At 67.2% G+C, this 19,509-nt stretch carries 13 protein-coding genes; 8 read left to right on the forward strand and 5 right to left on the reverse strand.

Going from position 1 to position 19,509, the window contains the following annotated elements; all coding sequences use genetic code 11:
* A partial coding sequence (locus MYF83_RS13460; protein WP_248960627.1) for a DUF7662 domain-containing protein occupies nucleotides 1-605 on the reverse strand: 605 nt, incomplete at its 3' end.
* 607 nt (nucleotides 606-1,212) lie between these two features.
* Between MYF83_RS13460 and MYF83_RS13465 the strand changes: the two genes are divergently transcribed.
* Complete coding sequence (locus MYF83_RS13465) at nucleotides 1,213-1,392, forward strand: hypothetical protein (RefSeq protein ID WP_248960628.1); 180 nt, start codon at nucleotides 1,213-1,215, stop codon at nucleotides 1,390-1,392.
* A 29-nt stretch (nucleotides 1,393-1,421) separates the two neighbouring features.
* Complete coding sequence (locus MYF83_RS13470; protein WP_248960629.1) at nucleotides 1,422-1,976, forward strand: hypothetical protein; 555 nt, start codon at nucleotides 1,422-1,424, stop codon at nucleotides 1,974-1,976.
* A 288-nt stretch (nucleotides 1,977-2,264) separates the two neighbouring features.
* Here MYF83_RS13470 and MYF83_RS13475 read toward each other — a convergent pair whose 3' ends face one another.
* On the reverse strand, nucleotides 2,265-2,753 hold the full coding sequence (locus MYF83_RS13475) for a cysteine hydrolase family protein (RefSeq protein WP_248960630.1): 489 nt from the start codon (nucleotides 2,751-2,753) through the stop codon (nucleotides 2,265-2,267).
* 61 nt (nucleotides 2,754-2,814) lie between these two features.
* Here MYF83_RS13475 and MYF83_RS13480 point away from each other — a divergent pair, with 61 nt between their 5' ends.
* The 3 genes from MYF83_RS13480 to MYF83_RS13490 all read left to right on the forward strand — a co-directional run bounded on the left by MYF83_RS13480 (nucleotide 2,815) and on the right by MYF83_RS13490 (nucleotide 6,260).
* Nucleotides 2,815-3,831, forward strand: coding sequence for an aldo/keto reductase (locus MYF83_RS13480; protein ID WP_248960631.1), 1,017 nt, complete (start codon nucleotides 2,815-2,817; stop codon nucleotides 3,829-3,831).
* 1 nt (nucleotide 3,832) lies between these two features.
* Nucleotides 3,833-4,279, forward strand: coding sequence for a MarR family winged helix-turn-helix transcriptional regulator (locus tag MYF83_RS13485; RefSeq protein ID WP_248960632.1), 447 nt, complete (start codon nucleotides 3,833-3,835; stop codon nucleotides 4,277-4,279).
* Between the two features lie 340 nt (nucleotides 4,280-4,619).
* A complete protein-coding gene (locus MYF83_RS13490) occupies nucleotides 4,620-6,260 on the forward strand; it encodes a catalase (RefSeq protein WP_248960633.1) in 1,641 nt (546 codons plus the stop codon).
* A 511-nt stretch (nucleotides 6,261-6,771) separates the two neighbouring features.
* Here the strand turns inward: MYF83_RS13490 and MYF83_RS13495 are convergent.
* From MYF83_RS13495 to MYF83_RS13505, 3 genes are all read right to left on the reverse strand, one after another.
* Nucleotides 6,772-7,869, reverse strand: a complete 1,098-nt coding sequence (locus MYF83_RS13495; protein ID WP_248960634.1) for an enolase C-terminal domain-like protein — start codon at nucleotides 7,867-7,869, stop codon at nucleotides 6,772-6,774.
* Nucleotides 7,870-7,912: 43 nt separating this feature from the next.
* Nucleotides 7,913-11,239 (reverse strand): discoidin domain-containing protein, encoded by a 3,327-nt coding sequence (locus MYF83_RS13500; protein WP_248960635.1) that lies wholly within the window; start codon nucleotides 11,237-11,239, stop codon nucleotides 7,913-7,915.
* Between the two features lie 70 nt (nucleotides 11,240-11,309).
* On the reverse strand, nucleotides 11,310-12,080 hold the full coding sequence (locus MYF83_RS13505) for a FadR/GntR family transcriptional regulator (protein WP_248960636.1): 771 nt from the start codon (nucleotides 12,078-12,080) through the stop codon (nucleotides 11,310-11,312).
* A gap of 192 nt (nucleotides 12,081-12,272) precedes the next feature.
* Between MYF83_RS13505 and MYF83_RS13510 the strand changes: the two genes are divergently transcribed.
* From MYF83_RS13510 to MYF83_RS13520, 3 genes are all read left to right on the forward strand, one after another.
* The gene (locus tag MYF83_RS13510; protein WP_248960637.1) at nucleotides 12,273-12,530 is read left to right on the forward strand and encodes a hypothetical protein; all 258 of its coding nucleotides are present in this window, start codon (nucleotides 12,273-12,275) and stop codon (nucleotides 12,528-12,530) included.
* 397 nt (nucleotides 12,531-12,927) lie between these two features.
* Nucleotides 12,928-14,259, forward strand: coding sequence for an RICIN domain-containing protein (locus tag MYF83_RS43730; RefSeq protein WP_248960638.1), 1,332 nt, complete (start codon nucleotides 12,928-12,930; stop codon nucleotides 14,257-14,259).
* Between the two features lie 476 nt (nucleotides 14,260-14,735).
* Nucleotides 14,736-19,322 carry a ThuA domain-containing protein gene (locus MYF83_RS13520; protein ID WP_248960639.1) on the forward strand — a complete coding sequence of 1,529 codons (4,587 nt, stop codon included), beginning with the start codon at nucleotides 14,736-14,738 and terminating at the stop codon, nucleotides 19,320-19,322.
* Nucleotides 19,323-19,509: the final 187 nt, after the last annotated feature.

Consider the following 19,509-nt stretch of genomic DNA (forward strand, 5'->3'; position numbering starts at 1 on the left):
ATCAGCATCGCCTTGAGAATCGCCTGCGCGTACCAATGCCGCGCTTGTGTCGCCGGTGCCGTCGGCTTGGTCTCGCCGGCGCGGCGCGGATCGGAGTACCGTCGCCCCGGGTAGCCCTTCACCTCGACGGCGAGGGTCCGGTCACCACGAGTCGCAAGAACGTCGATCCCTTGTTCCTTCGTGGTCGTATCCGCGACGCGCTGGATCCGCCAACCCTGACCGACGAGGTATGTCACGAGCATTGCCTGGGCCCGCGCTTCAGGCATGCCGTCTTCGACTGACGATGTTGAAACCATGATCGACTGGGGCGCCGGTATGGCCGGACCGGGCCTGGGGTTCCGCGCGATGGGATGGGGACCGCCAACGATGCTTCGTGTAAATACCACTCGCCCGGCGCGTTGGTCGACCGACTCGACATGCCAACCTGCGGCCCGCCACGCCTGAGCTTGGACCTTGGAGTCGTTCGCCCACCAGGCACGGTGGTCACGCGCAGAAGGGGGAAGCGATCCGACGAGCGCCTCGACCTCATCGAAACTCATCGTTACGCGGCTCATCTGCTCGGGTCGTGCGGCCAGATAATTCTGCAACGGCTCGTACTTGGCCATGAGGGGCTCCTACACGGGCTCCGACGCCACGCCGATCACGTTAGCCACCTCGACCAATCCACGCCATACACGTAGCGGTCATTTACACTCCGAGCCCGGCCTGAACAGATCACCCGCTCATGCCGCGATCCGCAGCGTCGAGGGAATAGCGGCGTCGGGCAGGATGGCGGGGTGGTATTGACCTTCGACTGGGTGGGCTTCGAGCGTGCGCTGGCGGACGCGCTGGTGCAGACCGTTCGGTCGACCATCGCTGGGCACCCTGACGAGCGGTTCTACGCCGCTGTGCTGGACCGGATCTACCGTGAGACCGACGGCCGGATCACGCTGCCCAACCTCGGGATGAACAGCGTCGAGGCGTTGGCGCCGCTTCCCGTCGAGGAGCAGGCAGATCTGCGGTGGGGCGCCGCCGACTGGGACCACTACTCCGACAAGTGGCTTCCCAAGGACCTGGCCCGGGAGTGGGAGCGGGCACTCACCGCGGAAGCCTGCCGGGGCGACCCGCCAATGGGCGTCAACGTTCCGCAGGTACCTCACGATGCTCGTCCGCGTGTGTTAGCGGGCCCGGACATCCCTTCGGACGAGCGGGATCACCGACCGGGACTTCGTCGTGCTGCTTCTCGACGACGAGCACTACGAGACGCTGGTGAAGCGCATCCTCACCAGGAGCGAGGTGACTCGGCACTTCCCCCAGTTCGACGCGCGGGCGGTCGAGCCGGCGCGGGTCACCGCGCTCCCGGAAGCCGAGCGCGTCGCGTACTACGTGTCCGGGCACTGGACGACGCGCTGACTCGGCGCGAAGGGGCGGACCAGTCGTGGGTGGCCACAGCGCTGTCCCGACTCGGCCGGCTGGACCTGGTGCTCGACAAGGTCGACCGCCTCCCGGAGGGGGCCGTGATCGGCGCCGTCGCCGCGCCGTACACCAGCTTCCGCAATCATGCGGTCGCCCCGCTGCAGCTGGACTACCGGCCCCTGGAGGATGTCATAGAGCGCTGGCCGGTGTACGTCCCGGCGCTGGCGGAGGGGCTCAAGCCCGGGCGGGGCTACTGCGACATCACAGTCGACGAGGTGGACGAAGCGGTCCGTGGGCTGACCTCGAAGCACGTCATCATCCGCCGGCACGCGGTGTGCTTACTCGGCGAACGGAGTCTCGGCGCGGCTGCCGCCCGGCGGGTCCTGCCGCTACTCTGCCGGTCGGTCAGCCGGGACGCGGACGCGGCAGTACGGCGGCTGGCGATCCTGTCCCTGCTGTTCTGGCAGAAGGACTCCCGCCGGTACGCGGATGTGGTCCGTGAGGCGCTCGGACGACCCGGCCGGAGAGGTCCGCGAGGCCGCTGCGTACTGGCTCCGGGAACAGGTCGCCGACCGGCATGACCGAGACCCGGCAGATTGAATACCGCGCGGCGGACACGGCCTCCACACACGGACCGGCGACCGTGACGCCTGGAGGTACTGCACATGTTGTGGCATCCACAGCGTCCTCAGTTCCAAATGATCTTCTAATCAAACGCACCATCATGCCGCTGTGCGCGGTCATGCCGATGAGCGGATGTTGGACTTTCGGCTATGAAGGTCGGTCTGCCGCTACGTCGCCACCGGAAACTCGGCGGCGCCATCACCGCCGAGATGCATGTTTACGGCGTCGCCTACACGGTGAACCACCTAAATCCTCTCCTGTAGCGTGACGCCTCGATCGCGCAGGTCGTCGAGGGTGCTGTGGTGTCCTTCAGGTGTGTTCCCGGCGATCGCCGGCAGGAGTACGGAGACCTTGTAACCCAGCCGCAGCGCGTCGATGGCAGTACTCGCGATGCCGCCCTCAGTCACCAGCCCGGCCAGCACGACATCGCGGACCACATGGTCGCGCAGCATGCTGTCCAATGGGGTACCCGCGAAGGCACTGCGGTCGTACTTGTTGACGACCGGCTCGCCGTCCTCGACCGTCACCGCGTCGACGAAGCGTGTCGTCGATGAGTCCGGCCCGCCGTCTGAGCCGTCGAGGGCCAGGTGGCGGACGTGGACGACAAGATTGCCGGATTCCCGGAACGAGCGCCGTGCTTGCTCGGCGGTTTGTGCCGCCGCGATGCCGCCGTCGGGTGCGTACCGCTCGACGATCCACTCCTGTAGGTCGATGAGGATTAGCGCCAATGCCATAGTCGCCCTTTAGTAGTATGCTGTCGTATGACAGGGTACTGCTATTCAGAGGGTGTGGGGCATGCGGACGCGTGAGGTGGGTGCCACCGGACGCCACGTGGGTGTGATCGGTCTGGGCTGCATGGGCATGAGCTGGGCCTACGCCGAGAGTACGCGCAACGATGCCGCGTCACGGGACGTGGTGCGCGCCGCCGTCGACGCCGGTGTCACCTTCATCGACACTGCCGATGTCTATGGCGACGGCCACAACGAAACCCTTCTCGGCGAGGCGTTGTCCGAGCTGCGCGACTCCGTGTTTCTGGCGACCAAGGCCGGGCTCGTGGTAGACGACATCCGCGCCAAGGGCATGCATCGCGACGGGTCGCCCGCCCACCTGCGCGCCGCCGTCGACGCGTCGCTGAAGCGCCTCGGCACCGATCACATCGACCTGTGGTACCTGCACCGCGTCGACGACGCCGTGCCGTTGACTGAGTCCTGGGCCGCCATGGCGGATGTGGTCCGCGCGGGCAAGGTCCGTTACCTCGGCTTGTCGGAGGTCACCGTTGAGCAGGCCGCCGCCGCGGCCGCGGTGCACCCGGTGACCGCCGTGCAGTCCGAGCTGTCTCTCTGGACCCGCGACGCGCTCGGGCAGCCCGGCACGGGCGCATCCGCGGCTGCCGTCGCCGGCGGCGGTACGTTCGACGCCGGCGACGTGGTCGGCTGGTGTGCCGCCAACGGCGCCGCGTTCGCTCCGTTCGCGCCGCTCGGCCGGGGCTTTCTGACGGGCGCGATCGACGCCTCTACCCAGTTCGAGGACAACGACCTCCGGGCCGGTAATCCGCGCTTCACCAGCGAAGCCCGCGCGTCCAATGCTCGCATCGTCGACACGGTGCGCGCCGTCGCCGCCCGCCACGGGGTGACTCCCGCACAGGTCGCGATCGCCTGGACCCTCGCGCAGGGCCCGCACGTCATCCCGATACCGGGTACGCGTCGGCTCGGGCATCTCGCGGACAACATCGGCGCCGCCGACGTCACGCTGACCGCAGCCGACCTCGCCGAGCTCGACGCCGCACCAACGGCCGTCGGCACCCGCTACTGAGATGGAACGGCTCGGCCTCGTCATCAAACGCGCCGAACAGGCGCTGATTGCCGAAAAGACGCGCGTGCTGCAGGAGTTTCACCTGACTGTCCCGCAGTACGCGGTGTTGCTCGTCCTGCTGCAGACCTCGGAAGCGTCCGCCGCGCAGCTTGCCCGCGCCTGCATGGTGACCCCGCAGACCATGGCGACCGTGCTCGCCAACCTCGAGGGGAAGGGGTTGATCGAACGGGCGGTGTCGCCGCTGCACCAGCGGGTACGGGTCGCCCGGCTGACAGCCGAGGGCACCGACCTGGTGCGCCGGGCAGACCGGGCCGTCCTCGCCGTCGAGCGGCGCCTAACCGCCGCGTTCAGCGCCGACGAACGGGAGGCGTTCACCGAGCACCTGGAGCGGGCGATCGTCACCCTGGCACCCCAGCGGATACACCGGGAGGACACACCGACGCAATAGCCTGGCTGCGAACAGTCGTAGTGTCGCGCGCCGGTTGCGTCCACGCGGCGAGCGGTTGGGCGCCGTCGGCGTTTCCGGAGGCCCATGGGCGGTCTGGGCAAGTAGGTCTCGGTGGCTCTCGCCGCCTCACATGTGGACCCGGGGGCAATTCGCCCTAAATGTGCAGGCAGGTAGACTGATGGGGAGACATTCCGAGGTGTCGGGGTGGGCAACATCAGGGGACGCTGAGGCCGGAAGATCGGCGGCCAACGAGGCCGCCTCGTCACACCGAGCATCATTGATCGACAGGCCCCCGGCTCCGTCCCAGTGACGTAACACCGTATGAGGGGGGTGCTCTCCGGTGGCCGAGGACAAGCGCATTCTGACCAATCGTCAGGGACATCCGGTCCACGACAACCAGAACCAGCGCACGGTCGGCCCGCGCGGCCCGGCAACGTTGGAGAACTACCAGTTCCTGGAGAAAATCACCCACTTCGACCGGGAGCGCGTCCCGGAACGGGTGGTGCACGCCCGCGGGGCGCTCGCGTACGGCTTCTTCGAGGCCTACGGCAGGTGGGGTGACGAGCCCATCGCGCAATTCACCCGGGCCAAGCTATTTCAGGAGGAGGGCAAGCGCACCGACGTGGCCGTGCGGTTCTCGACGGTGATCGGCGGCCGGGAATCCTCGGAGGCCGCCCGCGACCCGCGCGGGTTCTCGATCAAGTTCTACACCGAGGACGGCAACTGGGACCTGGTCGGCAACAACCTCGCCGTCTTCTTCATCCGGGACGCGATCAAGTTCCCGGACCTCATCCACGCGTTCAAGCCCGACCCGGTGTACTTCCGGCAGGAGCCGAAGCGGATCTTCGACTTCCTGGCGCACACACCTGAGTCGATGCACATGCTGGTCAACTTGTTCAGCCCTCGCGGCATCCCGGCGGACTACCGGCACATGCAGGGCTTCGGCGTCAACACCTACAGGTGGGTGACCATCGACGGGGAAACTTCGCTGGTGAAGTACCACTGGATTCCCAAGCAGGGTGTCAAGAGCCTCACCGAGGACGACGCCGCGCGCATCCAAGCCCGTGACACCGGGCACGCCACCCGGGATCTGTACGGCGCGATCGAGCGCGGCGACTACCCCGAGTGGGAGCTGCTGGTGCAGATGATGAGCGACGACGAGCACCCTGAGCTCGACTTCGACCCGCTCGATGACACCAAGATCTGGCCGGAGAACGAGTTCCCGCCCAAGCCGGTCGGCCGGCTCGTGCTCAACCGGATACCGGACAACTTCTTCGCCGAAAACGAGCAGATCGCCTTCGGTACCGGTGTGCTCGTCGACGGGCTGGACTTCTCCGACGACAAGATGCTCGTCGGGCGTACCTTCTCCTACTCCGACACTCAGCGGTACCGGGTAGGCGCGAACTATCTGCAACTGCCCGTCAACAGCCCCAAGAACGCCGAGCATCTGGCCACCAACCAGCGCGACGGCCAGATGGCCTTCTACGTCGACACCGGCGGGGAGAACCCGCACGTCAACTACGAACCCTCCGCCCTGGGCGGGCTGTCCGAAGCGGAGGAGCCGAACTACGACGAGCTGGGTCCGCTCATCACCGGCCGGCTCACCCGCGCCCCGATCCCACGCACCAACGACTACAAGCAGGCCGGGCAGCGCTACCGGCTGATGGAACAGTGGGAACGCGACGACCTGGTGCACAATTTCGTCACCCTGCTGTCCCAATGTGAACCGCAGACCCGGCAGCGCATGGTTTGGCACCTCCTGCTCATGGAGGACGAACTCGGGCTACGCGTCGGCAAGGGCCTGGGCATCCGCCCCGACGACGTCCGGCACCTGCAACCGCTGCCCAAACAGACGCTCACCGACAACGACCGCGACCGGCTGGCCAACCTCGGCAACAACGGCCCCCGCGATGTCGCCGGGCTCAAGATGACCCACTGCGTACCCAACGAACGCGTCGAGGTCCGGGCGGTGTCGCGGTGATGACCGCCTTCCGCATCACGGAATCCGGCCGTCTCGAAGGGCGCCCATCAGTCGTTTTGCCCTCTTTCGGAGAAAACCAGCCAAACGGCGGGGGATGATCCTTACCCGACATCCCAGGTGGGCAAAGGAGATCGTTGCCATGACTCGCGCTGGAGACGACCGAGCTCGTGCGGGACGCGGCGACACCTGCGGGTGCCGATTAATCATCCAGCCAGGTCATCGCATGTCGGTACTCCTTCAGGACTCCCCCGAGTCGATCATGTCGGCGGATGTCGAGCGGCGTGATCGGGCTGGGTCGGTGCTGGGATCGGGAAGCGGTCGAAGCGGAGCTGCCTGGCGGAGAGCCCGGTGCGGCCGATGAAAGGTGCTCGTCATCGTCAGGTAGGCCATGCGCAGCAACACGACCGATCATCATGCCGTTCCGTCGCAGTCCTCGCGATTCCCAGACGGGAGCACACGATCACCCATCATCCCTGCGACCCGCACGGATGAATTTTCGGCACCCGCAGGTTCAGGCGCCTGGCTCGACGAATCGCCGCAGCTCAGGTCCATAGTCGAAATGGGCCGGCAACGAGATTCCCGGCCCCTGCGGGGCGTGTACCAGCCCCGCGGCGTCGACGTGCCGCTCCCGCACCACAGTGCGGGAGGTCACCAATGACTCGTAATAGGTGGTGTTCGCGATCGCCATGCAAAGGTGATGGTTCGGGATGTCCGACCCGTGCACCTCCGCACGGATCCGGTACGCGTCGGCCAGGTGGGCCGTGCGCATCGCACCGGTGATGCCGCCCCGCAGCGTCGTGCTCGTACGCACGCCGAACGTCGCGGCACCGGCCTTGATGAAGTCGGCCGAGTTCATATGCGCTCCGTCGGAGGTCTCCCCCACCAGCAGGGGAACGTCCGTCGCCTCGGCCAGCCGCTGGTATGCGCTGATGCTGAACTCGCGCATCGGCTCCTCATACCACAGGTAATCCGCCTCACTGAGGGCGCGGCCCAGCCGGATCGCATCCGGCAGGTCGAACCCGGCCGAACCGTCGTACATGAGCGGCACATCCGGGCCGACATGCTCACGCAATGCCACGCACAACGCCGCGTCCCGGGCGGCGTCGCCCCAGGCGTGCAGCTTTATGCCGCGGTATCCCAGCTCGAGGCACTGGTCGGCGACCTCGAGGAACTCCTCAGTGGTGGCGAAGGTCGACGTCGACGCGTACGCCGGGATCTGCGTACGGAAACCGCCGAGGACCTGCCAGGTGGGCCGGCCGCTCACCCGGCCGGCCAGGTCCCACAGGGCGATGTCGATCAGGCCCAGGGTCGGCAGCGGGAGCTCCTGGATCCGGTCCAGCTCCCACACCCGGTGCCACAGCCACTCACGCTGGAACGGGTCCTGCCCGATCAGCTCCTCCCGGAACACCCGGTCCACCAGGTCCTCCAGCATCACCGCCGCACCCGGCCGGGCGAACAGCGCGACTCCCTCCGCGCCCTCGTCGGTTCCGATGCGCAGCACCGCGCCCTCGCCCGCGGGGGCGCTGCCGCCCAGCCCCTGCCGCCACTGGAACGGCGGGTCGGCCGCCGGGACGTGGAACCGGTGGACCTCAACATGCGTGATCTTCATACTGACTCTCTGTTCAGGGGGCGCCGTCTGCCCCGGGCAGGCTTCAGAAACCGCCGTAGACCTGCAGTTCGTAGATGCTGCCGCCGTTCCAGTTCGACCCGGTGATGGTCAGCCGGACATACCTGGCCTGCACCGGTGCCGGGGCGAACGAGGGGTTGGTCCGGTCCGTGGTGGCCGTGACGGTGTGGTCGTCAAAGGTCGACCACACCGTTCCGTCCTGGGAGTACTCGAGCCGGTACTTGTAACCGTTGGTCAGCTCGAACGTCGTCACGATGCTCTTCACGGAGGTGACCTGACCGAGGTCGACCTGGATCCACGACGGATCGGGAAGGCCGAGCCCCTGCGCCCACCGGGTCGAAAGATCACCGTCGACGGCCAGCGACGGGATGTTCGGGTCCGAATACGAGGACACGGTCACCGGCTTGTGCAGCGCCAGGTCGTTGTCGGCCGGTGTGGTCAGCGTCAGCTGAATCGGCGCCGACACGTTGCCCGCCGCGTCCTGCGCGGTGACCGAGAACGTGTACGGCGTCGCGGGGGTCAGCCCGGCCACGCGCAGTGTCGTCTGCCCGGTCAGCGCGATCTGCTTACCGTCCTGGGTGACCGTGTAGCCCGCGATCCCGGTGTCGTCGGTCGCGGCGGGCCAGCTGAGGTCGAGCGTGCTGGGCAGCAGCACGTTCGCCGTCGGCTTCCCCGACAGGACGGGGGCCTGCGTGTCGGTTCCCGTAGCCAGTGGAGCACCGTAGACCTGCAGTTCGTAGATGCTGCCGCCGTTGTAGTTGGAGCCGGTGACGGTCAGCCGCACATAGCGGCCGGCGATCGGCTGCGCGAGTGAGGAGTAGTTCGCCGAGGTGGTCGTGCTGGTGGCGGTGTGGTCGTCGAAGGTCACCCAGTGGCTCTGGTCGGTCGAGACCTCCAGCCGGTACTTGTAACCGCTCGACTTCTCGAAGGTGGTGATGACGCCGCTGATGTTGTGCTGCGCACCGAGGTCGACCTGGATCCACGACGGGTCGGGAAGGCCGAGCCCCTGCGCCCACCGGGTCGAAAGATCACCGTCGACGGCCAGCGACGGGATGTTCGGCTGCGAATAGGAGGACACGGTCACCGGCTTGTTCAGCGCCAGGTCGGCGCCGGCGGGCATCGTCACTGTGAGCTTCTTGCTCTTGTGTGACTCGTTGCCCGCCGCGTCTCGCGCGGTCACGGTGAAGGTGTACTTCTGTCCCGCGGTCAAGCCGGTGACGCGTGCCTGCGGGCCCTTGGAGGCGCTGACCAGGTCGCCGTCGCGGTAGATGGAGTAGCCGGTGACGCCGACGTTGTCCTGCGATGCGGGCCAGCTCAGCTGGGCGACGGTCGGGAACGCCGTCACCGCGGAGGGCGTGCCGGGAACCGACGGCGCGGACTGGTCGGCGGACGGCTGGTCCGGGTCGAGGTAACGGTACTGCGGTTGCAGACCCGCGTTGTCCACGATGGACGCCGGCAACTGCTGGCAGCCGTCGACCGTGGTGTTGTTGGCGACCGTGGTGTTGAGCGTGTTGGCCTGGGTCGTGTACTGCGACTGCGTGGTGAAGTTATAGTCCGCGTCGATGTTCAGCCCGTGGTTCATCAGCAACCACTGGTAAGCCACGTTGCAGAACGCGTTCTGCGTCGTGTGGAAGTACTGGCTGCCCTCATCGTGATAGATCGCGCCGTAGGCGGGCGCGGGTACGTCGGAGATGTAGTTGCCCGACACCACGCTGCCCGGGTTGGAGCTCAGCGTGTAGATCGCCCCGCCGTCGGCCTGGTGCTTCATGATGTCGAAGACCCGGTTGTCGGTGATGATGTTGTTCTTGGCCGTGGTGGGGGTGTCCCAGACCGGCACGCCGGAGTTGCCCGGGTAGTTGGTGTCGCCGCCCTTGTCGGTCAGACCCCAGCCCCAGCCGACCGAGATCCCGCTGTAGGGCAGGTTGTAGACCTTGTTGTGGCTGATCACGCTGTGATCGGTGTAACCGGCGAAGATGCCCAGAGAACCGCCGTACTGGTCGGCCACGTTCGTCACCACGTTGTTGGTGACCCTGTTGTTCTTGGTGATCGACCGCGCGTCGTCCGGGTGCGCGTCGATCACGTCGGTCCCGCCGACCTGCACGCCGGTGCCGGCGATCTCCTTGAACACGTTGCCGTTGATCACCGTGCCCTGGGAACCGGTGTTGAGGTTCAGCCCGACCGCGCCGAGGTGGGTGAAGGTGTTCCCGGTGAAGGAGATGCCATGGCCGTAGGTGACGTTCACCGCGCCGGGCGTCTTGACCCACTCGAGCCGCGTGGAGTCGAAGTCGGGGTTGTCCGTGCCGACGATGCGGAAGCCCGCCTGCCCCTCGACCATGCCGTCCGCCGAACTGGGCGCCAGCCAGGTGGCGTAGGAGAAGGTGATCCCCTCGAAGCCGACGTTGCTCACCGGATGATCGATGTCGCCGTTCAGGTCGACCAGGTCCTGCACCCGCGGCACGGTCACCGTCGCGGTGGACAGGTCCTGCCCGGACTTGGGCATGTAGTACAGGTCGCCGGTGGTCTTGTCGAGATACCACTCACCGGGGGTGTCCAGGAACTCGTAGGCGTTCTCCAGCCAGCTCGGCGTCTGGATCTCCTGCCCCTGATGCAGGTTCGCGTTGTGCCAGCACTGCTGTTGCATCGTCATCGCGGTGGCCGTGATGCTCTCCACCGGGCACCGGTACTGCATCCAACCCCAGCGGCTGTCCACCTCGATCGCCGACTGGTTCTTCAAATGCTGCAGGCTCTGGTCGGTGATCGCATACCCGGTCGCGGTCTTCGAGAAGCCGGGCGGATTGTCGCCGGTACGCGCGCGCGTCTCCAGTTCCCCATCGACATACAACTGGCGCGTGTCGATCCCGCCAACGTGGGCCTTGTAGATGTGGCGCGCCGGATCCGACAACACCCACCCGCTCACCTGGCTGCCGCCGTCGAGCACCGGGTGGGCCCCGGGCGCGGCCTTGTAGGTGATCCGGTGCCCGTTCACGCCCGAGTCGGCGCTGGTCAGCGTGAAGGTATCCGCGATCGGATAATCACCGTCGGCCAGCACGACATCGATGTCGCCATTCGTCTGCTGGGCAATGCCCCGGACGTAGTCCCTGGCATGGTCGAGCGTTTTGAACGGAGAAGCCGCGGTCCCGGAGTTGCTGTCCTGGCCGGTCGGCGAAACATACACGCTGACGGCCGCTGAAGACGTGTCATCCGCCCAGGCCGAACCTGCGGACACCAACGAGGTGACGGCCAAGGCAAGCCCGGCCGCCGCAGAGAACACTGCACGGGTAGTACGAGATGACGCAGATAATATCGACATTGAGTCCCAATCAACGCGTGCGGGAACTGGAGGGGTGATCACGCGGCAGCCCTCCGACGGAGGACTGAACTGAGCCGAACGCAACGGCTGGAACGGAACCCGGGTGCCCGGGTTATGTGCGGGTGACCAACCGGTCGCGGATCCGGCGTTCGAACTGGTCACGTGTGGTATCGACGTGCTCGATCATCAGCTTCCCGGCGGTCTCGGGGTCGCCGGCCGCGATGGCCTCGGCGATGCCGATGTGCTGCGCGCCGGCCACTTCGAGCGATCCAGGCACGTCGCCGTGGAACAAAAGCACGTCAGACTGCAGCACGAACCGGCGAATGTTCGCGACGGCGGCCTGGAGGAACACGTTCTGCGCCGCGGCACTGACCGCGTTGTGGAAGAGCGCGTCGGCATCGCGGAAACCCTTGATGTCGACCTGACTCGCGGCCGAGGCGGACTGCTCGGCATGCTCCCGGATCGAACGCACCTGGATCGGCGTGGCAAGGGCTGCCGCACGCGCGGCGCTCTCCCCCTCTATCAACCGGCGGTAATCAAGAAGCATCACCACTTGCCGCAGATCGGTGGGCTGGAAATCCGCCAACTCCTCGTCGGCGGGCCCCGCGGGCACTCCTGAAGAGGCGACGAAGATGCCGGCGCCCTTACGGACACTGAGCCTGCCGATCGCCGCGAGCACCTTGACCGCTTCCCTCGTCACATTGCGACTGGCGCCGAGGATCTCGGCCAGCCCCTTCTCCGTGGGAAGCCGGTCACCGGACCGCAGGTGATGCTCGGCTATGTAGGCCAGCAACCGCTCCGCGACCAGTTCATAGCCGGGACGGTAGCGATCGGAGTCGCCGCCGTGTTCGCCGTCGCCCAGTTTCCCCGCACCTGCCGCCATCGGTCCACTCCTCACAACGGATAGATCCGTTCTATCGCTGGAGAGTATGCACCCGTGAGCCCAAGAACAGAACAAGAATTTACTAAGAATCCTGGACATCACCCTGTGATAGCAGATGTATAGACATAATCCGGGCAAAACGGTCAGTAATTGACCATATCTATTGACCCATAGGTCCAGGAGATGCGCGCCATGAGCGACCTGGCGCCGGAGCACCACCACCTCATGCCGCAGTACGAGAATTTCCACTTCTTTAGAAGCATCGCTGCGGGCCAGCAGCATCAGCCAGCCCACAACCCGGACGAAGACCAGATACAGCAGACGGACATACGAGGAGTGAGGATAAACCGCAGGTCAACCGCCGTGGACGAGTATTGGCACCACAGGCACCTGTGCACCGGCCCGTCCCCCGCCGGCGGCACGACCCTCGATGCCGTCCTTCCGCTCTGACGCCCCTCTGACGCCGCCATTGACAGCGGGGCCCGGTCGATCGTAACCTCAGCGCACTACTGTTAGTAAACTTTCTTATAGGAAAGCTTCCTTGGTGGCTCCTGGGCTCCCGCCGTCCCCACTCCGGCAGGGGAGGCACGGGTGCCCATCGGCGCGTAAGCGATGGCAGGCCACGGCACCGGCGGCCATCACCACTCTCGGCCCCGCTCTCGGCGGGAATTGGAGGTGGTCGGCGGATCGACGTCGGCGCGATCGAACCGCCATCTGGACGTGCGAGCAGCCAAGCCACCTGCGATCGACGACTCGGACGGCTCATCGTGGCACGGCGTAATTCCGGCCGGGCCTTCTCGCACGCTGAGCCCGCACATCAGCCACCCCCCATCGCTGAAGGATCCCCGTGCCCAGGAAATTCGTGAAACGCGCCCTCGCCGCGATCTTCGGCATCACTGTCGCGGCCTCCATCGGATTCGCCGTCAGCCCGGCCAGCAGCGCCGTCACCAGGCAGGCAGCCGCCACCCCCTTCAAGGTGCTCGCCTTCTACAACGGCACCTGGGACGCCGCCCACATCGACTTCGACAAAGAAGCCAGGGAGTGGTTCCCCACGGCCGGCGCCCAGAACGGCTTCACCTGGGAGGCGACGACCGACTGGAGCCGCCTCAGCGCCAGCGGCCTGTCGCAGTACAAGGTCATCATGTTCCTGGACGACGTCCCGCCCGCGAGCCAGCGTGCCGCGTTCCAGACCTACATGCAGAACGGCGGGGCGTGGATGGGCTTCCACGTCAGCGCGTTCACCACCGACGCCAACTCGTGGAGCTGGTACTACAACACCCTCCTCGGCTCGGGCGCGTTCCAGACCAACACCTGGGGGCCGACCGCCGAGACCCTGAAGATCGAGGATCGCGCCCACCCGTCCACGGCGGGACTGCCGGCGACCATCCAGTCCTCGGTGAGCGAGTGGTACTCGTGGAGCCGCGACCTGCGGCAGAACCCCGACATCGACATCCTTGCGTCGATCGACGCCTCCAGCTTCCCGGTCGGCAGCGACCCGAACCAGCAGTGGCGCAGCGGCTTCTACCCGATCATGTGGACCAACAAGAATTACAAGATGCTGTACGCCAACTTCGGCCACAACGACATGAACTACTCCACGAACACGCGTACGTCGTCGACCTTCGCGAGCGCCCAGCAGAACCAGTGGCTGATCAACGGCCTGCTCTGGCTGGCCAACGCGGGCAGCACCACGCCTCCCACCACTCCGCCTCCCACCACTCCGCCTCCCACGACGGGGCCGATCTCCCCGACGACGTGGTACTCGGTCGTCAACAAGGGCAGCGGCAAGTGCGTCGACGCCCGCGCGGCCGGCACGGCCAACGGAACCGCGATCCAGCAGTACACCTGCAACGCGAGCAACGCGCAGCAGTACCAGTTCGTGCCGACGAGCGGGAGTTTCGTTCGCGTCAACAACCGCGGCAACAGCGCCCAGGTGCTCGACGTGACGAACGTGTCGACCGCCGACAACGCCCCGATCCAGATTTGGACGTACGGCGGCGGCAACAACCAGCAGTGGCAGCCGGTGTCCGAGGGCGGCGGCTACTACCACCTCGTCAACCGCAACAGCGGCAAGTGCCTCGACGTCCCCGGCGCGTCGACCGCCGACAGCGTCCAACTCGTCCAGTACACGTGCAACGGCACGGCCGCGCAGTCCTACCAGCTGACCGCACAGGGCTGAGGCGGCAGGCTCACGACGCGAAACCGGTGGCGGGGGGGGGGGGGGCCCCCCCGGGGGGGGGGGGCCCCCCCCCCCCCCCCCCCCACCGCGGCAGAGCGCCGGGAACTTCCCATCCCGGTCACGAATCAGATAGCGCACCCGGCAGCCCACACCGGCAACGCCTGCCACCAAGTCCGTGCGGCTCGACACAACGGAGCCTGGTCAACGGAGCTCTGACAGTTCGTGATCATTTTGTGTCTACACATGCCAGACATGAACGTGTTAGAACCACATTGATAAGTGTCCGAGGCGTAAATAGGCTGTTACTGACACGTCCCACGACCGTTCGACAGCATGACGGAGGCGGCACCCCCTCTGGCCCCCGCATCCCCCCGGCAATCAGCGTGGCGGCGCGCGCCTTGCCTGACTGAGCCATGAGGTCAGGTCGAAATGCACATGCATATGGGAGTTCACCTGCGCAGCGTGCGAGGTGCGGCATGAGAAGAATTCTCACCGCCATGCTGCTGCTCGTCTCCACCCTCCTAGTCCCTTCGCAGGTGATCTCGGCGCAGGCCGCGGCCGCCGCCGAACCGCCGTTCGCCGCGCTGGTCTTCTCCAAGACCGCCGGCTTCCGGCACACCTCCATCCCGGCGGGCATCGCCGCCATCAAGCAGCTCGGCCAGGAGCACGGTTTCACGGTCGACGCCACCGAGGACTCCGCCGCCTTCACCGAGGCCAACCTGGCCAAGTACCAGGTCGTGGTCTTTCTGTCCACCACGGGTGACGTGCTGGACGCCACGCAGCAGACCGCCTTCGAGCACTACATCGAGGGCGGCGGCGGGTTCGCGGGCGTGCACGCGGCGGCCGACACCGAGTACGACTGGGCCTGGTACGGCAAGCTGGTCGGCGCGTACTTCAAGCAGCACCCCGCGCCGCAGCAGGCCACCGTCAAGGTCGAGGACCCCGCGCACCCCTCCACCGCCGGGCTGCCCGCCCAGTGGTCGCGCAACGATGAGTGGTACGACTTCCGCACCGACCCGCGTGGCGCGGTCCACGTCCTGACCTCCATGGACGAGACCAGCTACAGCGGCGGCACGATGGGCGCCGACCACCCCAACAGCTGGTGCCAGAACTACGACGGCGGCCGCTCGTGGTACACCGCGCTGGGCCACACCGACGAGTCCTTCGCCGAGCCCAACTTCCTGAAGATGCTGCTCGGCGGCCTGCAGACCGCCGCGGGCGTGGTGCCGGCCGACTGCTCGGCGAGCCTGGACTCGGCGTTCGCCAAGGTCACCCTCGACGACAACACCTCCAACCCGATGATGCTGGACGTCGCCGCGGACGGCACCGTCTTCTACATTGACCTGGTCGGTGACGTCAAGGCGGTCAAGCCGGGCGGCGGTGTGGTCACCTCCGGTCACCTGGACGTCTTCACCGCCAACGAGAGCGGGCTGCTGGGTCTGGCGCTCGACCCGGCGTTCGCCACCAACCGCTGGGCGTACCTGTACTACTCGCCCCAGTCCAAGGTCGTGGACCGGCTCTCACGCTTCACCGTCAAGCCGGACCTGACGCTCGACCTCACCAGCGAGAAGGTCGTGCTGGAGGTGCCGGTCCAGCGGGCGGAGTGCTGCCACCACGGCGGTGGCATGGTGTTCGACAAGGCCACCGGCGACCTGTGGCTCGCCAATGGCGACAACACCAACCCGTTCGCCTCCGATGGGTACACCCCGATCGACGAGCGCGCCGGGCGGGACGTCTGGGACGCCCAGGGCAGCGCGGCCAACTCCAACGACCTGCGCGGCAAGGTGCTGCGCATCCACCCCCAGCCCGACGGCACGTACACCATCCCCGCGGGCAACCTGTTCCCGCCGGGCACGGCGAAGACCCGCCCGGAGATCTACGGGATGGGTTTCCGCAACCCGTTCAGGATCGGCATCGACCCCAAGACGCACAAGCTGCTGGTCGCCAACTACGGCCCGGACGCCGGCCAGCCCAGCGCCACGCGCGGCCCGGAGAACACCGTCGAGTGGGACATCCTCAACGGCCCGGGGTTCTACGGCTGGCCGTACTGCGTCGGCAACAACAAGCCCTACATCGACTTCGACTTCGCGACGAACACCTCCAAGCAGGCGTTCGACTGCGCGGCGCCGAAGAACGACTCGCCCAACAACACCGGCATCACCGACCTGCCCGCGGCCAAGGCCGCCACGGTCTACTACCACTATGCCGCCGACCCCGCGTTCCCCGAGCTCGGCGGCGGCGGCGCGCCCATGGCAGGGCCCGCCTACCGCTACGACCCGGCGCTGGTGTCCGACCGCAAGTGGCCCGCCTACTGGGACGGCAAGGCCGTCTTCGGCGAGTGGAACCAGAACTACCTGTACTCCTTCCAGCTCAGCGCCGACGGCTCGCAACTGGTCGACATCAACCCGATGCTGACCTCGATGAGCTTCAAGAAGCCGATGGACATGAAGTTCGGCCCTGACGGGGCGCTGTACCTCATCGAGTGGGGCTCGGGCTTCGGCGGCAACAACACCGACTCCGGCATCTACCGGATCGACTACACGAAGGGCAACCGGGCGCCGATCGCCCAGGCCAAGGCCGACAAGACCTCCGGCCCCGTGCCGCTCGCCGTGAAGTTCACAAGCGCCGGGTCCGCCGACCCCGACGGCACGCCGCTCACCTACGCTTGGGACTTCGACGGCAACGGCAGCGTCGACTCCACCGAGGCGAACCCCGCCTACACCTACACCACGGCGGGCAACTTCGCCGCCGTGCTGACCGTTAAGGACCAGGGCGGCAAGACCGCCACCGCCAATGTGCCGATCGTGGCCGGCAACACCGTGCCCACCGTGACGATCAATCTGCCGCCCAACGGCAGCCTGTTCGACTTCGGCGCCCAGGTGAAGTTCACGGTAACGGTCACCGACCCCGAGGACGGCACGATCGACTGCGCGAACGTGAAGATCCAGGCGATCCTGGGGCACGACACGCACGGCCACCCGCTCGACCAGTACACCGGCTGCTCGGGCACCGTCCAGACCACCCTGTCCTCCGGGCACAGCGACGGCGACAACATCTTCTACGTGCTCGAGGCCAGCTACACCGACCATGGCGGCGCCGGATCCTCCGGTCCGCTGACCGGCAGGGCCCAGACACTGCTGCAGCCCAAGCACAAGGAGGCCGAGTTCTTCACCACGACCGGGCGCGCCCCCGACGGCACCGGCACCGGCGACTCCGGTGTGCAGGTGGAGACGACCTCCGACCCACAGGGCGGCTTCAACGACATCGGCTCCATCGAGGACGGCGACTACTGGACCCACGACCCGGTCAACCTGACGGGGATCGACAGCCTGAGCTTCCGCGCGGCCTCCGCCTCCACCGGCGGCACGATCGAGGTCCGGGCGGGCGCGGTGGACGGTCCGCTGGTCGGCAAGGCCACGGTGACCAGCACCGGCGGCTGGCAGACCTTCCAGGACTTCCCGGTAACGCTGACCAACCCGCCCACGACCAGCGGGCCGCTGTACTTCGTCGTCCGCAAGCCGGCGGGCAGCACCAACAACGGCGCGCTGCTCAACGTCAACTGGACCGACTTCATCGGCAGTGTCAACGGCATCACCCTGAGAGCCAACCCCACCAGCCTGTCCTTCGGGTCGCGCATCACCGGCACGACCAGCCCGGCGCAGGCCGTCACGGTCACCAACTCCGGAACCGCGGCGGCGACCCTGAACGGGGTCACCGTCACCGGTGACTACGCGCAGACCAACACCTGCGGCACTTCGCTGGCCGCCGGCGCGTCGTGCACGGTCAACGTCACCTTCACCCCGACCGCCTCGGGCAGCCGTCCTGGCAGCCTCAACGTGGCGAGCAATGTGGGCGCGCTGACGGTGGGCCTTTCCGGCAGCGGCGTCACCTCGACCACCAACCTGGCGCTCGGCGCGACGATGACCGCCAGCTCCTCGGCGAGCGGCTACCCGCCGAGCAACGCCAACGACAACGACACCTCCACCTACTGGGAGTCGGCCAACAACGCCTTCCCGCAGTGGCTGCAGGCCGACCTCGGCTCCACCCAGAGCATCGGCTCCATCACCCTGAAGCTGCCGCCGCCCGCCGTGTGGGCCAGCCGGACGCAGACCCTGTCGATCCAGACCAGCACCAACAACTCCACCTGGACCACCGTCAAGCCGTCCGCCTCGTACACCTTCGACCCGGCGACCGGCAACAGCGTCACCATCCCGCTGACCACGACGGACGCCCGCCAGGTGCGGCTCAACTTCACCGCCAACACCGGCTGGCCGGCGGCGCAGGTCGCCGAGTTCCAGATCTTCCCGGGCACCGGCAACCCCACGCAGAACCCCTCCCTGTCCGCCTCGCCCGGCAGTCTGTCCTTCGCGTCGCGGGACGTCGGCAGCACCAGCCCGGCACAGGCCGTGACCGTCACCAACAACGGCACCGCCACCGCCAACCTCGGCACGGTCGCCACCACCGGTGACTTCGCGCAGACCAAGACCTGCGGGACCACGCTCGCCGCAGGCGCGTCCTGCACGGTCAACGTCACCTTCACCCCGACGGCGTCCGGCTCCCGCACCGGCACGCTGACCGTGGCCAGCAACGACCCGAACAGCCCGCTGACCGTCACGCTCAGCGGCACGGGCGCCACGGCCTCCAACCCCAACCTCGCCCAGGGCCGCCCGACCACCGAGACCAGCCACGTGCAGACGTACGGGTCCGGTAACGCCGTGGACGGCAACGCCAGCACCTACTGGGAGTCGGCCAACAACGCCTTCCCGCAGTCCATCACCGTGGACCTCGGCTCGGCGACCAGCGTCGGCCGGATCGTGATGAAGCTGCCCCCGGCCACCGCCTGGGCCACCCGCTCCCAGACCGTCGCCGTCACCGGCAGCACCGACAACTCCACCTACACCTCGGTGGTCGGCGCCACCTCCTACACCTTCAACCCGTCGACCGGTAACACCGCCACCATCACCTTCCCCGCCACCAGCCGCCGCTACCTGCGCCTGACCTTCTCCGCCAACACCGGCTGGCCGGCGGGCCAGCTCTCCGAATTCGAGGTTTACGCCTCCTGACAGGCCCCCCGACCGGACTCCGGGGACAGGAGGACGCGCCTGTCCCCGGAGCCCTCTCACTGATTGACGCCCAACCTCCGACGGTAGTGACAGAGGACTGCGGGTGGGCGCGGATGGACCGGACGGTGCCCGGACGTCCCCGCCTGTGCCGCTCGACAACTCGAACCTGGCTGTGAGCTGGGGCTTT

This window comes from Sphaerisporangium perillae (genome assembly GCF_023276435.1).
Taxonomy (GTDB): Bacteria; Actinomycetota; Actinomycetes; order Streptosporangiales; family Streptosporangiaceae; genus Sphaerisporangium; species Sphaerisporangium perillae.